Raw genomic sequence first — 13,734 nt, 5'->3', positions numbered from 1 at the left:
TGGCGGGCCGCGGCCCGCCAGATGTCCAGCAGATGCTGGCGTGGCTTGATCTGCATCCCCCTACCCCTCGTACAGACCGTGTGCAGACATGGTCCCCGTTCCTACGTGTCCGCAATCGCCGAATTCCGCCGTCCCAGGGCGAGAATGATGCCTTCGTGCCCCTCGCGCACCATGTGGTGCAGATCGTGGATCTCGAGGTCGTCGGCCCAGTCGGCGAGGCTTTCGCGGACCCGCTCCTCGTTGACCCGGTAGGCCGGATAGCGGTGGTCGCCGACCTGGTAGCCGACGGACTCCTTCATGAAGGCGGTGGCGAACGGCGCGCCCTCGTTCAGCGCGCCCATGAAGCAGGTGACGCCGCGGCGGAACTCCTCGGGGCACTCGGACATGGAGTCGGCGACGAAGAACATGGTCCCGATGTCCCAGCGGCGCTGCCCGTCGAGGTCGAGGAGGTTGGCCCGCTCGACGCGGACGATCTCGCCGAACCGGCCGCGGGGCTCGACGGCCGCGTAGGCGGGGTGCTCGCGCAGCTGGTCCCAGAAGGGGTCCCAGACGGTGTCGAACCCGGCGGGGGACGCCTGCTTCTCCAGGTACTCGACGTTGGGCTGCGCGTACTCCAGCAGCAGGACCTTCTCGCACCAGGGGAGCATGGACAGCGCCGGGTAGAGGTTGGCGCCGGCGCCGACGTCGACCCCGCGGCCCGGGCGCCGGACGCCGTCCGCGAAGCACGCGCCGAAGTAGTCGCGCATCAGCCGCACGATCAGCAGATCGACCTTGAGAGGGCTGCGGTAGTTGGCGTCGACATAGGCCTCGGGATCGAACTTCGACCACGGGGCGTCGGCGTTACGGTCCATCATCACCCTGCCGCGTTCCATTCAGTGTCGGACAAGACCGTGTGCCCTGTCTGCGCCGTTCCGCTGAACGTCGGCAGGTGAAGCAGCATCTCCGGTTCTCGCACGGTAGGCCGAAGGGGCACGCGCAGACAGCCAGGAACACGCCGTTTCTCGCCGACGGGCGCACGGAAGGCGCACGCCGGTTGTCCGTGCACCCCTGAACTCGCCCTTGCACGCGGTGAGTTGACGGCTCACTCTAGCCAGAAGACGCCACCGGCCGCCACCGGAAGCAGCATCTCCTTCCGGGTGAACGCCGGTGTCTTCACGTTGACGACATCCGCATTCCCGACTGGGGGGTGGCATGACCGCCGAACCGCTGGAGCGCACTCTGGACCGGCACGGGCGACTGGCGGGACCCGACGGGTTCCCGGAGCCCGGGCAGCTGGTCCTGCGGGGGGTCCGCGAGTCCGATCTGCCCGAGCTGCGCCGGCTCGACGAAGAGGTGTTCCAGGAGGTGGCGTACCCCGCCTTCCTGCTGCGCCAGCTGTTCGACGTGTACGCCGAGCACTTCCTGGTGCTGGACGACGGCGCGGGCGGACTGCGCGGCTACGTCCTCGCCGCGACGACCGCGTTCAGCCGGGACAGCTGGATCCTCGGCCTGTGCGTGACCGAGGGGGACCGCCGGCACGGGCTGGGCCGGGAGCTGATGACGGAGATCCTCCAGCGGCTGAGCCGGGACGGGATCGAGACGGTACGGCTGACCGTGGAGCCCGCGAACCGGGCCGCGATCCTGCTCTACCGCTCCCTGGGCTTCACTCCGGAGGAGCCGGACGGGGGGCTGCGCCCGGACTACTTCGGTCCGGGCGAGCACCGGCGGATCATGCGGCTGGAGCTCTGTTAGACGCGTCCCTCGCACCCGGCGAGCCCCGGAGGACCCGTGGGTTCCGCAGGCTCAGGACGGCGTCCGCGCCGCGGCCAGCAGGCGGCCGACGTCGTCGGAGCAGATGGTGAGGGCCGCGCCCACCGTGGCGAGGGCGTCCCGTTCCGCGGGGGTGTACGGGCCGTCGGCCAGGGCGATCCGGGCGCCCTGGAGCAGGATCGACTCACGGCCGGGTCCGGCCAGGTGCGGGGCCAGCGGGTCCAGGGCCTCGTGCAGTTCGATGGACAGCCCCGCCGCGCAGGGCTCGCCGGTGAACCGGCCGGTGTCCGCCTCCAGCGCCTCGACCAGCGCGGCCAGCTGCTCCTCCGTGCAGTCCTCGACGCCGGCCGCGCGCACCCCGGCCGCGGCGGTCTCCAGTGCCGCGCGGGAGCAGGTGCCGCCGGCGGCGAGCACGGCGAGGGCGACGGTGTGGACGGCGTCCCGCAGCATCGCGGAGAAGCGGGTGGTGGTGGGGTGGTCCAGCACGTCGGTGCCGAAGTGGCCGCGGCAGGCGGCGCACTCCACGGTCGGGGCGCACACCCCGCGCGGCAGCACGGGCAGGCCCAGCACGGTGAACCGGCGGCGTCCGGTGAGCCGCTGGTAGTTGCGGTCGCCGCCGCAGCTCGGGCAGAAGAACTCCCCGTCGCCGACGGCGGTCCACGCGGTGCGGGTGCCGACCAGGCGGCGCGTACGCCCGGCGGCAGCGGTACGGCCGTCGGGTCCCCGTTCTGGCAGCACGTCGCACCTCCATCAACGCCACACAGCACCGTCGCCGCGCTTGCGTGATGTTAGCCACATGTTGGAGGTGGAGTCAGTACCCGGGACGAGACCTTTCCGTGACCTCCACAGCGATTGGCCGGTAACCGACGCCGGAGCCCCGCCCGCCGGTGTCGGCGGGCGGGGCCCCGGATTCACTCCGACCGGCTGTTCAGCGCGCCGCGCGGTTGACCGCGGAGACGACGGCCTTCAGCGAGGCGCGGGTGGTGTTCGCGTCGATTCCGATGCCCCACAGCACCTTGTCGCCGATGGCGCACTCGATGTACGAGGCGGCCTGCGCGGAGGCGCCCTCGCTCATCGTGTGCTCCTGGTAGTCCAGCAGGCGGACGTCGACGCCGATGCCCTGGAGGGCGTGGAAGAAGGCCGAGATCGGACCGTTGCCGGTGCCGACCAGGGTGGTCTCCTGGCCGTCGACCGTGGCCTGGACGGTGAGGGTGTCCACGCCGTCGTGGTCGGTGGTGCTCTGACCGCCGGCGACCTGGATGCGGCCCCAGGGGTTGTCCGGGTTGGGCAGGTACTCGTCCTGGAAGACGGCCCAGATGTCGGCCGGGGTGATCTCGCCGCCCTCGGCGTCCGTCTTGGCCTGGATGATCTTCGAGAACTCGATCTGCATCCGGCGCGGCAGTTCCAGCTTGTGGTCGTTCTTCAGGACGTACGCCACACCGCCCTTGCCGGACTGCGAGTTGACCCGGATGACCGCCTCGTAGGAGCGGCCGACGTCCTTGGGGTCGATCGGCAGGTACGGCACGGCCCACTCGAGGTCGTCGACGGTGACGCCCTTGGCCTTCGCGTCGGCCTCCATGGCGTCGAAGCCCTTCTTGATGGCGTCCTGGTGGGATCCGGAGAAGGACGTGTAGACCAGGTCGCCCACGTACGGGTGGCGCGGGTGGACCTCCATCTGGTTGCAGTACTCCCACGTACGGCGGATCTCGTCGATGTCGGAGAAGTCGATCTGCGGGTCGACGCCCTGGGAGAAGAGGTTCATGCCCAGGGTGACCAGGTCGACGTTGCCGGTGCGCTCGCCCTGGCCGAACAGGCAGCCCTCGACGCGGTCGGCGCCGGCCATCAGCGCCAGCTCGGCGGCGGCGACGGCGGTGCCGCGGTCGTTGTGCGGGTGCACGGACAGGCAGACGTACTCGCGGCGGGAGAGGTTGCGGTGCATCCACTCGAAGCGGTCCGCGTGCGTGGAGGGGGTGGAGCGCTCCACGGTGGCGGGCAGGTTGAGGATGATCTCGCGGCCGGGACCGGGCTGGTAGGTGTCCATCACCGCCTCGCAGACCTCCAGGGCGAAGTCCAGCTCGGTGTCGGTGAAGATCTCGGGGCTGTACTGGTACCCGAACTCCGTCTCGGGGCCCAGCAGCTTCTCCGCGTACTCCATGACCAGCCGGGTGCCGTCGACGGCGATCTGCTTGATGTCGTCCTTCGAGCCGCGGAAGACCACGCGGCGGAAGACGGGCGCGGTGGCGTTGTACAGGTGGACGGTGGCCCGCCTGGCGCCCTTCAGGGACTCCACCGTGCGCTCGATCAGGTCCTCGCGGGCCTGGGTCAGCACGGAGATGGTCACGTCGTCCGGGATGGCGTCCGGGTCCTCGATGATGGAGCGGACGAAGTCGTAGTCGGTCTGGCCGGAGGCGGGGAAGCCGACCTCGATCTCCTTGTAGCCCATCCGTACCAGCAGGTCGAACATCGCGCGCTTGCGCACGGGCGACATGGGGTCGATCAGGGCCTGGTTGCCGTCGCGCAGGTCGGTGGAGAGCCAGCGGGGCGCGGTGGTGACCCGCTTCTCGGGCCAGGTGCGGTCGGGGATGTCGACCTGCTCGTACCGGCCGTACTTGTGGATCGGCATGGGGCTGGGCTGCTGGCGGTTCGCCATGATGCGGGGGCTCCTCGGTGGTCCGCGGGGTGTCCTGGGGGACGGCCGACGGCGCAGCGCCAGACTCCGCGGGGAGGGGGTCGGCCTCTAACGCAGACCCTCACCGCGGCAGCTAAGGAGAAGCAGCCCGAAGTTCATGATGCTCCGCAGCTTAACCGAGTCGCCCACCGTGCGGGGTTGCGTATCAGTATGCGGGATCGGTGGGACGAACGGGACAAGTAGTGCCGTATACCACTCCCGGGGCGGGCGGCGGGCGGTTGTCGCGGGGGAATTCACCCGTCATGGTCGCGAGTAGTGACAGAACGGTCACGCAGTGCGATGGTTCCGGCATGACGACGAACGGGGGCTTCCAGCCCGTCTTCTGCACCATCGTCCCGCCGCACGTCCTCGACCGGCTCTCCCAGGCCGACGACCCGCTGGTCCACGGCCCCGCGCGCCGCACCCTGCGCCGCGACGCCTACGAACGCACCCAGCGCCGGCTGACCACGGTGGTCGGCGCACCCGCCGTCGCCACGCTCGCGGACGCCGAGCCCGGCAAGCCCCGGCGCACTGTGTACGACGCGGGGCACGGCACCGACCTGCCCGGCGAGAAGGCGCGCGGCGAGGGCGAGGAGCCCGGCCAGGACGCGACCGTGAACCGCGCCTACGCGGGGCTCGGCGCCACCTTCGACCTGTTCCTGAAGGAGTTCGGCCGGGACTCGATCGACGGGAGCGGCCTGCCGCTGGACGCCACCGTCCACTACGACCGCGACTACAACAACGCGTTCTGGAACGGCGAACAGATGGTGTTCGGCGACGGGGACGGCGAGATCTTCCTCGACTTCACCATCGCCGTCGACGTCATCGGCCACGAACTCGCCCACGGCGTCACGCAGTACACCGCGAACCTCGACTACTTCGGCCAGTCGGGCGCGCTCAACGAGTCGGTGTCGGACGTCTTCGGCGCGCTCATCAAGCAGTACACGCTGGGCCAGACCGCCGAGGAGGCCGACTGGCTGATCGGCGCGGGTCTGCTCGCCCCGCGCGTCACCGGCACGGCGCTGCGCTCGATGAAGGAGCCCGGCACGGCGTACGACGACGACGTGCTCGGCAAGGACCCGCAGCCGGCGACGATGGACGACTACGTCCGCACCGGCCGGGACAACGGCGGCGTGCACATCAACTCCGGCATCCCCAACCACGCGTTCTACCTGGCGGCCACCACCCTCGGCGGGCACGCCTGGGAACGCGCCGGGCAGATCTGGTACGACGTGCTGACCGGCGGGGAGCTGGACCAGAACGCCCAGTTCACGGACTTCGCGACGCTCACGGTGAAGGCGGCACGCGCCCGGTACGGGGAGGGCGCGGAGCTGGTGGCGGTCACCAAGGCGTGGGAGCGAGTGGGGGTGCGCACGCTGTAGTTCCGTACTAGACACGGACCATGCGTATTCGAGTACGGCGCACGGGCGGCTTCGCGGGCATCGAACGGCAGGCCGAGGTGGACACCTCGGGCCGGCCCGACGCGCCCGAGTGGCACGCCCTGGCCGAGCGGGCCCTGACGGCCGGCGGCCCCACCCCGCCGGCCGGCGTCCCGGACGGCTTCAGCTACACGATCACGGTGGACGGCAGAACGGTCCACTGCGCGGACCCGGGGCTGACGGAGGAGCAGCGGACGCTGATCAGGAGGGTGCTGAAGGAGGGGGCGTGACCAGCGCGTCGCGTACGGGCGTTGACGTCGTTCGGGTGGGGTGCGGATGATCCGGGGCATGGCGACGACGAACCCGATGCCCCGTCTTCCGGCCGGCTTCCTGTGGGGTGTGTCGACCTCGGCGCATCAGATCGAGGGGGCGGCCGACGAGCGCGGACCGTCGGTGTGGGACGTGTTCACGGCCGAGCCGGGGCGGGTGCGGGACGGCTCGACGGCGGCGGTGGCCTGCGACCACGTCCACCGCCATCGCGAGGACGTGGCGCTGCTCGCGGACCTGGGCGTGGACGCGTACCGCTTCTCGGTGTCCTGGCCGCGGGTGCGCGCCGAGGGCGGCCTGGACTTCTACGACCGGCTGGTCGACGACCTGCTGGCGGCGGGGGTGCGGCCGGTGCCGACGCTGTTCCACTGGGACCTGCCGGCGGACCTGGACTGGCTGGAGCGGGACACGGCCGAGCGGTTCGCGGAGCACGTGGCGCGGGTCGTCGCACGGCTCGGCGACCGGGTGACCAAGTGGATCACGCTCAACGAGCCCGCCGAGCACACTCTGCTGGGCCACGCGCTGGGCGTGCATGCCCCCGGCCGGACGCTGCTGTTCGACGCGCTACCGGTGGCGCACCACCAGCTGCTGGCGCACGGCCTGGCGGTACGGGCGCTGCGCGCGGCCGGGACCTTCGACATCGGCATCGCGAACTCGCACGGCCCGACGTGGCCGGCCTCGGACGACGAGGCGGACGTGGCGGCGGCCGACTTCTACGACACGCTGCTGAACCGGCTGTTCGCCGACCCGCTGCTGCTCGGCCGCTACCCGGAGGGCATCGGTGGGCTGATGCCGGGGGACGTCGAGGCGGACCTGAAGATCATCGCGGAGCCGATCGACTGGTACGGGATCAACTACTACGCGCCGACGCGGGTGGGCGCGCCCCAGGGCGGCGAGATCGAGTTCGGCGGCGTCCGCATGCCGGCCGAACTTCCCTTCTCCGTACGGGAGATCGAGGGTCACCCGGTGACGGGCTTCGGCTGGCCGGTGGTGCCGGAGGCGCTGACGGAGGTGCTGACGGTCTTTGCCGACCGGTACGGCGACCGTCTCCCCCCGGTGGTCGTCACGGAGAACGGCTGCGCGTACGACGGTCTGGACGACACCGACCGCATCACCTACCTGGACGGCCACGTCCGCGCGCTGCACCGGGCGGTGGAGGCGGGGGTGGACGTCCGCGGCTACTTCGTGTGGTCGCTGCTGGACAACTTCGAGTGGGCGGAGGGGTACGGGCGCCGCTTCGGCCTGGTCCACGTGGACTTCGACACGCAGCGGCGCACGCCGAAGGCGTCGTACGGCTGGTACCGCGCGCTCCTGCGGGAGCAGCGCGGCTGACGCGAAGGTCAGAAGCCCAGCCGCCGCAGCTGCTTGGGATCCCGCTGCCAGTCCTTGGCCACCTTGACGTGCAGGTCGAGGAAGACGGGGGTACCGAGAAGCGCCTCGATCTGCTTGCGGGACTTGATGCCGACGTCCTTCAGGCGCTTGCCCTTGGGGCCGATGACGATGCCCTTCTGGCTGGAGCGCTCGATGTAGAGGTTGGCGTGGATGTCGAGCAGCGGCTTGTCGGCGGGGCGGTCCTCGCGCGGCAGCATCTCCTCGACGACCACGGCGATGGAGTGCGGCAGTTCGTCGCGTACGCCCTCCAGGGCGGCCTCGCGGATCAGCTCGGCGACCATGACCTGCTCGGGCTCGTCGGTGAGGTCGCCCTCGGGGTAGAGGGCGGGGCCCTCCGGCATGAGCGGGATCAGCAGGTCGGCGAGGAGGTCGACCTGCCGGCCGGCGGTGGCCGACACGGGGACGATCTCCTGCCAGGAGATGCCCAGCTCCCTGCCGAGCTGGTCGACGGCGATCAGCTGCTCGGCGAGCGCCTTGCTGTCCACCAGGTCGGTCTTGGTGACGACGGCGATCTTGGGAGTCTTCTTGATCCCCGCCAGTTCCTTGGCGATGAAGCGGTCGCCGGGGCCGATCTTCTGGTCGGCGGGCAGGCAGAACCCGATCACGTCGACCTCGGCCCAGGTGGTCCGTACGACGTCGTTCAGCCGCTCCCCGAGCAGGGTGCGCGGCTTGTGCAGCCCCGGGGTGTCCACCAGCACGAGCTGCGCGTCCGGCCGGTGCACGATGCCGCGCACGGTGTGCCGGGTGGTCTGCGGCCGGTTCGAGGTAATCGCCACCTTCTGCCCGACCAGAGCGTTCGTGAGGGTGGACTTGCCCGCGTTGGGCCGGCCCACGAAGCAGGCGAAACCGGCCCGGTGAACGGCGTCGGCCGGCTGCTCGGATGACTGGGTACGAACACTCATGCCGCCCATTGTCCCTGATCGCCGGTGCGGGTCCGACCAAGGAGGGCCCGGGCCGCCCCCTACCCTCGTCCCGGGGACCGGCGGAGTGCCCGCCGACCGGGGAGAAGGACCGTGACGACGAACGATCCCGTCAGCAGGATGGTCCGGGCGTGGACGGCGTTCGACGGGTCGCTGCGCAGCGGCGGCGGCTTCGACGACCGGGCGTACGACGCCCTGACCGCCGCCTTGCGCGCCTGCGCGGCCGAGTGGGCGCGACGGGACGCGGTACCGCGCCTGGGAGCGAACGTCCTCGTGGACCTCTTCCCTGCGACCGAGGCGAACGCGGCTCTCTACCAGGGTGAGGCCGCGGACCGGATCATGCGGGCCGCCTACGAGCTGCACGCCCTGGCCGGGGACTGCGTGGCGTTGCGGGAGGAGGACGGCTGAGCACGGCGGGCCCGACGTCACCGACCTGGGCCGGCCGACCCGTGGGGCGGCCGGCCCAGGCAGTCGGACGGAGGCTCAGTCGAACACGAACGGCCCCGGCGCCTGCGGTCCCGTTGCCGTGCAGGTGATCGTGATGAAGCCGAAGGCCGTCACCTTGAGGGTGCCGCCGAAGGCCTCCAGGCTGTCGCCGGAGGCGACCGTGCCGGAGAGGGGGCCGACCTCGAGGGCGTCGCCCGTGGACATCGCCGGGTTCTTCGTGCCCTTGAAGACGACGATGCCGCCGCCCTCCTTGACCATCGTCAGCTCCGAGACCAGGGAGTCCTGGCTGATGGAGAGCGGCGCGGTGACCGAGGAGGTCGTGAGCGTGATCGTCGCGGACGTGCCGCTCTGGGTGGCCGTGAGGGTGGCGTCACCGCCGCCGTAGCTGCCGCAGTCGGCGTTCACGGTCGCCGTCCCGGGGGCGACGGCGGCGGCGGTGGGGGCGAACGCCAGGCCGCAGACGGCCAGTGCGCCCGCGGCCAGGGACAGACCTGTTCCGAATCGCTTGCCTCTCATTGGATCCCGGCTCCCTTTCGGTGTGGGGGGCAGATGGGGGTCCGGACCCGCTGCGTGTCCATTGATGCGCGGGAGGCGCCGCGCGACAAGGTGGAGATCTGGCCTAATTACCGGAGGTAACAGCGGGGTGGTGCGAACGGGGTCCTCAGCCCGCCGTGACCGTCTCCCGGACCGTGCCGTCCGGCCCGGCGACCAGCACCGGCGTCTCGGCCCCGCCCAGGTCCCGTACGGCCGCGCGGTCCTCGTCGGAGGCCGACTCCGCCTCCGTCACCACCGCCGCCGCCTCCAGCGAGGTCGCGCCGGACGCCACCGCCATCGCCACCGCCGTGCGCAGCGCGCTGAGCTTCAGCGAGTCCAGGGCGACGGTGCCGGCGACGTACGTACGGCCGGTCTCGTCGCGTACGGCCGCGCCCTCGGGCACACCGTTGCGGGCCCGCGCGGAACGGGCCAGGGTGACGATCTTGCGGTCCTCGGGGTCGAGGTCGGGAGTCTCGGTCATGATCCGAGCATAAGGAAAGACCGGGCGATCATCGTGCGGCGGGGCGGCCTCTACCTTGCCTCCGTACGGCTCGCGGACGACGGGTCGTCGACAGCGCGAAGGAACGAGGTCCAGGCCGCGGGAGACGGAGCGATGACGGCGTCTCTGCGGCGCTTCGAGTCGCGGACACGGATGTCCGTACCTGTGCAGGCGACCTCGACGCAGTTGTCCGTCTGTACGGACCTGCTGCTCTTACGCCACGCCCACGCCCGTGCCTGAGTCATCCTCGACCTCCACCTCGGCAGTGACCGCCCGGTCGGGGCGTCCCCCCATGCCCTGGCAGGTGCCCGGAGCGGCGGCGGCGAGAGCCGCCGCGGGCACGTTCCCGGCGCCGCGCCGGGGTGTTGGCGAGGGGCAGTCAGGACAAGTCGGGGTGCGCCCCGAGCGCGTGCACGCGCGTCATGGGCGGTCGAGGCGGAGGCGGGCCGCTCGGGGGAGGCCGGCGACGACCAGGTCGTAGGAGTCCTCCACCAGTTCCGTGATCAGGCGGTCCGGGAGGGTGCCGTCGGCCGTCACCGTGTTCCAGTGCCGCTTGTTCATGTGCCAGCCCGGGACGATCACATCCGGGTGTGCGGCGCGGAGGCGGAGGGCGTCGTCCGGGTCGCACTTGAGGTTGACCTTCAGGGGGCGCGCGTCCAGGGCCGTGAGGGCGAACATCTTGCCCTGGACCTTGAAGACCGAGGTCTCCGGGTTGAAGGGGAACTCCTCCACCGCCGCGTTGAAGGACAGGCAGAGGGTCCGCAGCCGCTCCGGGGTCACTCCTGCGACTCCTCCTCGCCGGACGGCGCGCGCGCCGGGGCCACCGGCTCCACCAGCACCGTCACGATCTTGTTCCTGCGCCCTGCCGCCGCCTCCGCCGTCAGGCGCAGTTCGCGGCCGTCCGGCAGCTCCACCAGCGACGACGCGCCCGCGATCGGCACCCGGCCCAGCCGCTTGGCGAGCAGTCCGCCGACGGTCTCGACGTCCTCGTCGTCGAACTCCTCCAGGCCGTACAGCTCGCCCAGGTCGGTGATGTCGAGGCGCGCGGTGACCCGGTGGCGGCCCTCGCCGAGGTCCTCCACCGGGGGCAGCTCGCGGTCGTACTCGTCGGTGATCTCGCCGACGATCTCCTCGAGGATGTCCTCGATGGTGACGATGCCCGCCGTGCCGCCGTACTCGTCGACCGCGACGGCGACGTGGTTGCGCTCCTTCTGCATCTCGCGCAGCAGGTCGCCGGCGTTCTTGGTGTCGGGCACGAAGAACACGGGCCGCATCGCCGTCGACACGAGGTCGCTCTCGGCGTCCCGGCTGATGTGCGTCTTGCGGGCCAGGTCCTTGAGATAGACGATCCCGACGATGTCGTCCTCGCTCTCGCCGGTCACCGGGATGCGGGAGAACCCGGAGCGCAGGGCGAGGGTGAGGGCCTGCCGGATGGTCTTGTACCGCTCGATGACCACCAGGTCGGTGCGCGGCACCATGACCTCCCGCACCAGCGTGTCGCCCAGCTCGAAGACCGAGTGCACCATGCGGCGCTCCTCGTCCTCGATCAGCGACTCGGCCTCCGCGAGGTCCACCAGCGCGCGCAGCTCCGCCTCGGAGGCGAACGGGCCGTGCCGGAAGCCCTTGCCGGGCGTGAGGGCGTTGCCGATGAGGATCAGCAGCGAGGGGATCGGGCCCATGATCCGCGCCAGCGGCACCAGCACGTACGCGGCGACGGTGGCCGTGTTCAGCGGGTGCTGGCGGCCGATGGTGCGCGGGGAGACGCCGACGGCGACGTACGACACGAGGACCATGATGGCGATGGCGATCAGCAGCGCCTCGGCCGTGCCGTCGAACTCGCGCAGGCTGCCGTAGGTGATCAGTGAGGCGGCGGACATCTCGCAGATGATGCGGACCAGCAGCGCCACGTTGAGGTAGCGGGTGGGGTCGGCGGCGATCCGGGCGAGCTTGGCGCTCCCCCGGCGGCCCGACCGTACGGCCTCCTCGGCGCGGAAGCTGGAGACGCGCGCGATGCCGGCCTCCGCGCAGGCGGCGAGCCAGGCGACGACGACGAGCGCGAGCGCCCCCAGGACGAGTTGCGCGCTCATGACACGGTCGGGGCCGGGGACGGGCCGGTGAGGCCCTTCTCCGCGCGCCAGCCGTCCACGATGGCGGCCTGGAGGCCGAACATCTCGGCCTTCTCGTCCGCCTCCTCGTGGTCGTAGCCGAGCAGGTGCAGCACACCGTGGACGGTGAGCAGCTGGAGCTCCTCGTCCATGGTGTGCCGCGTCGGCGCCTCGGCGCCCTGCCGGGCGGCGACCTCGGGGCAGAGCACGATGTCGCCGAGGAGCCCCTGCGGGGGCTCCTCCTCGTCCTTGGACGGGGGCCGCAGCTCGTCCATGGGGAAGGACATGACGTCCGTGGGCCCGGGCAGGTCCATCCACTGGATGTGCAGCTGCTCCATGGCGCCCGCGTCCACCACGATCACCGAGAGCTCGGAGAGCGGGTGGATGCGCATCCGGGCCAGTGCGTAGCGGGCGATGTCGAGAATCGCCTGCTCGTCGACCTCGGTGCCGGACTCGTTGTTGACGTCGATCGACATCTGGTGCTCGGTCTACTTCCCCTTGTGCCCGGACCGGCCGCGGCCGCCCTTGTGGGTGCCGTTCTCGGTGCCGTGCTGGCTGTCGTACTTCTCGTACGCGTCGACGATACGGCCCACCAGCTTGTGCCGGACGACGTCGTGGGACGACAGCCGGGAGAAGTGGACGTCCTCCACGCCGTCCAGGATGTCCTGGATCTGGCGCAGGCCCGACTTGGTGCCGTCGGGCAGGTCCACCTGTGTCACGTCACCGGTGATCACGATCTTCGAGTCGAAGCCGAGGCGGGTGAGGAACATCTTCATCTGCTCGGGGCTCGTGTTCTGGGCCTCGTCCAGGATGATGAACGCGTCGTTGAGCGTGCGGCCGCGCATGTACGCCAGGGGCGCGACCTCGATGGTGCCCGCGGCCATCAGCCGGGGAATCGAGTCGGGGTCGAGCATGTCGTGCAGCGCGTCGTACAGCGGGCGCAGGTACGGGTCGATCTTCTCGTAGAGCGTGCCCGGCAGGAAGCCCAGCCGCTCGCCCGCCTCGACCGCGGGCCGGGTCAGGATGATGCGGTTGACCTGCTTGGACTGCAGGGCCTGCACCGCCTTGGCCATGGCCAGGTACGTCTTGCCGGTACCGGCCGGGCCGATGCCGAAGACGATGGTGTGCTTGTCGATCGCGTCCACGTAGCGCTTCTGGTTGAGCGTCTTGGGACGGATCGTGCGGCCGCGCGAGGACAGGATGTTCTGCGTGAGCACCTGGGCCGGGGTCTCCTGGCCGTCGCTCTCCCCGTTCTCGCTCGCCTTGAGCATGGCGATCGAGCGTTCCACTGCGTCCTCCGTCATCGGCTGCCCGGTGCGGAGCACCAGCATCATCTCGTCGAACACGCGCGAAATCAGGGCCACGTCCGTGGCGTCGCCGACCGCGCTGATCTCATTGCCCCGGACGTGGATGTCGGCCCCCGGGAAGGCCTTCTCGATCACACGCAGGAGGGAGTCGCCGGACCCGAGCACGGTCACCATGGGGTGCTGGGCGGGGACGGTGAACTGCACTCTCGCCTGCCCCTGCGCGGGGGTGTGAGCTGTGGGTGTCTGAGTCATGGGCCGGCCTGAAGGCCTGCGGATCCTCCTCGTCACGGCCGCGTAGCTGAGGGCGGCCTCGCGACTCCCAGGGTACGACGGAGGGGTGACAAGGCCGTAGGCCTTTTGTGCGACCGCCCGGCCGGACGTGTCCGACCGGGCGATCGCACAAAAGG

Annotated in this window: 16 protein-coding genes; 5 read left to right on the top strand and 11 right to left on the bottom strand. The window is 70.9% G+C overall.

Translation table 11 applies throughout. The features are described 5' to 3' along the window. Window positions 1-101 precede the first annotated feature (101 nt). Complete coding sequence (locus CCN29_RS06625) at window positions 102-854, bottom strand: SCO2525 family SAM-dependent methyltransferase (protein ID WP_203350640.1); 753 nt, start codon at window positions 852-854, stop codon at window positions 102-104. Window positions 855-1,191: 337 nt separating this feature from the next. Between CCN29_RS06625 and CCN29_RS06620 the strand changes: the two genes are divergently transcribed. Beyond that, a complete protein-coding gene (locus tag CCN29_RS06620; protein ID WP_086680504.1) occupies window positions 1,192-1,731 on the top strand; it encodes a GNAT family N-acetyltransferase in 540 nt (179 codons plus the stop codon). 51 nt (window positions 1,732-1,782) lie between these two features. Here CCN29_RS06620 and CCN29_RS06615 read toward each other — a convergent pair whose 3' ends face one another. After that, window positions 1,783-2,487 (bottom strand): TerB family tellurite resistance protein, encoded by a 705-nt coding sequence (locus tag CCN29_RS06615; RefSeq protein ID WP_006129640.1) that lies wholly within the window; start codon window positions 2,485-2,487, stop codon window positions 1,783-1,785. 190 nt (window positions 2,488-2,677) lie between these two features. Then, complete coding sequence (gene leuA, locus CCN29_RS06610; RefSeq protein WP_006129639.1) at window positions 2,678-4,399, bottom strand: 2-isopropylmalate synthase; 1,722 nt, start codon at window positions 4,397-4,399, stop codon at window positions 2,678-2,680. 329 nt (window positions 4,400-4,728) lie between these two features. Between leuA and CCN29_RS06600 the strand changes: the two genes are divergently transcribed. The 3 genes from CCN29_RS06600 to CCN29_RS06590 are packed head-to-tail and all read left to right on the top strand — an operon-like array spanning window position 4,729 to window position 7,455. Beyond that, complete coding sequence (locus CCN29_RS06600; RefSeq protein ID WP_006129638.1) at window positions 4,729-5,799, top strand: M4 family metallopeptidase; 1,071 nt, start codon at window positions 4,729-4,731, stop codon at window positions 5,797-5,799. 20 nt (window positions 5,800-5,819) lie between these two features. Next, window positions 5,820-6,086 carry a protealysin inhibitor emfourin gene (locus tag CCN29_RS06595; protein WP_006129637.1) on the top strand — a complete coding sequence of 89 codons (267 nt, stop codon included), beginning with the start codon at window positions 5,820-5,822 and terminating at the stop codon, window positions 6,084-6,086. A 58-nt stretch (window positions 6,087-6,144) separates the two neighbouring features. Then, complete coding sequence (locus CCN29_RS06590) at window positions 6,145-7,455, top strand: GH1 family beta-glucosidase (RefSeq protein WP_031018851.1); 1,311 nt, start codon at window positions 6,145-6,147, stop codon at window positions 7,453-7,455. 8 nt (window positions 7,456-7,463) lie between these two features. Here CCN29_RS06590 and era read toward each other — a convergent pair whose 3' ends face one another. After that, window positions 7,464-8,417: a GTPase Era gene (gene era / locus CCN29_RS06585; protein ID WP_006129635.1), complete on the bottom strand. Its 954-nt coding sequence runs from the start codon at window positions 8,415-8,417 to the stop codon at window positions 7,464-7,466. A 111-nt stretch (window positions 8,418-8,528) separates the two neighbouring features. Here era and CCN29_RS06580 point away from each other — a divergent pair, with 111 nt between their 5' ends. Next, window positions 8,529-8,843, top strand: coding sequence for a hypothetical protein (locus tag CCN29_RS06580; protein WP_100247864.1), 315 nt, complete (start codon window positions 8,529-8,531; stop codon window positions 8,841-8,843). Between the two features lie 75 nt (window positions 8,844-8,918). Here CCN29_RS06580 and CCN29_RS06575 read toward each other — a convergent pair whose 3' ends face one another. The 7 genes from CCN29_RS06575 to CCN29_RS06545 all read right to left on the bottom strand — a co-directional run bounded on the left by CCN29_RS06575 (window position 8,919) and on the right by CCN29_RS06545 (window position 13,579). Next, a complete protein-coding gene (locus CCN29_RS06575) occupies window positions 8,919-9,398 on the bottom strand; it encodes a hypothetical protein (protein ID WP_086680500.1) in 480 nt (159 codons plus the stop codon). A 145-nt stretch (window positions 9,399-9,543) separates the two neighbouring features. Further along, the gene (locus CCN29_RS06570; protein ID WP_006129632.1) at window positions 9,544-9,897 is read right to left on the bottom strand and encodes a cytidine deaminase-like protein; all 354 of its coding nucleotides are present in this window, start codon (window positions 9,895-9,897) and stop codon (window positions 9,544-9,546) included. 50 nt (window positions 9,898-9,947) lie between these two features. Further along, entirely contained in the window at window positions 9,948-10,160 is a 213-nt protein-coding gene (locus CCN29_RS06565) for a DUF397 domain-containing protein (protein ID WP_086680498.1), read from the bottom strand. Window positions 10,161-10,335: 175 nt separating this feature from the next. After that, window positions 10,336-10,695 carry an MmcQ/YjbR family DNA-binding protein gene (locus tag CCN29_RS06560; protein ID WP_031062803.1) on the bottom strand — a complete coding sequence of 120 codons (360 nt, stop codon included), beginning with the start codon at window positions 10,693-10,695 and terminating at the stop codon, window positions 10,336-10,338. Next, the gene (locus tag CCN29_RS06555) at window positions 10,692-12,002 is read right to left on the bottom strand and encodes a hemolysin family protein (protein ID WP_031018855.1); all 1,311 of its coding nucleotides are present in this window, start codon (window positions 12,000-12,002) and stop codon (window positions 10,692-10,694) included. Before CCN29_RS06555 ends, CCN29_RS06560 begins: the two co-directional genes overlap by 4 nt. Further along, the gene (ybeY, locus tag CCN29_RS06550; protein WP_006129628.1) at window positions 11,999-12,496 is read right to left on the bottom strand and encodes an rRNA maturation RNase YbeY; all 498 of its coding nucleotides are present in this window, start codon (window positions 12,494-12,496) and stop codon (window positions 11,999-12,001) included. Before ybeY ends, CCN29_RS06555 begins: the two co-directional genes overlap by 4 nt. 12 nt (window positions 12,497-12,508) lie before the next feature. Continuing rightward, a complete protein-coding gene (locus tag CCN29_RS06545) occupies window positions 12,509-13,579 on the bottom strand; it encodes a PhoH family protein (RefSeq protein ID WP_031018859.1) in 1,071 nt (356 codons plus the stop codon). Window positions 13,580-13,734: the final 155 nt, after the last annotated feature.

This window comes from Streptomyces pseudogriseolus (assembly GCA_002154585.1).
Classification (GTDB): domain Bacteria; phylum Actinomycetota; class Actinomycetes; order Streptomycetales; family Streptomycetaceae; genus Streptomyces; species Streptomyces pseudogriseolus.
The sequence above is the reverse complement of the archived record's forward strand: the minus strand, read 5'-3'. Positions and strand labels throughout refer to the sequence as shown.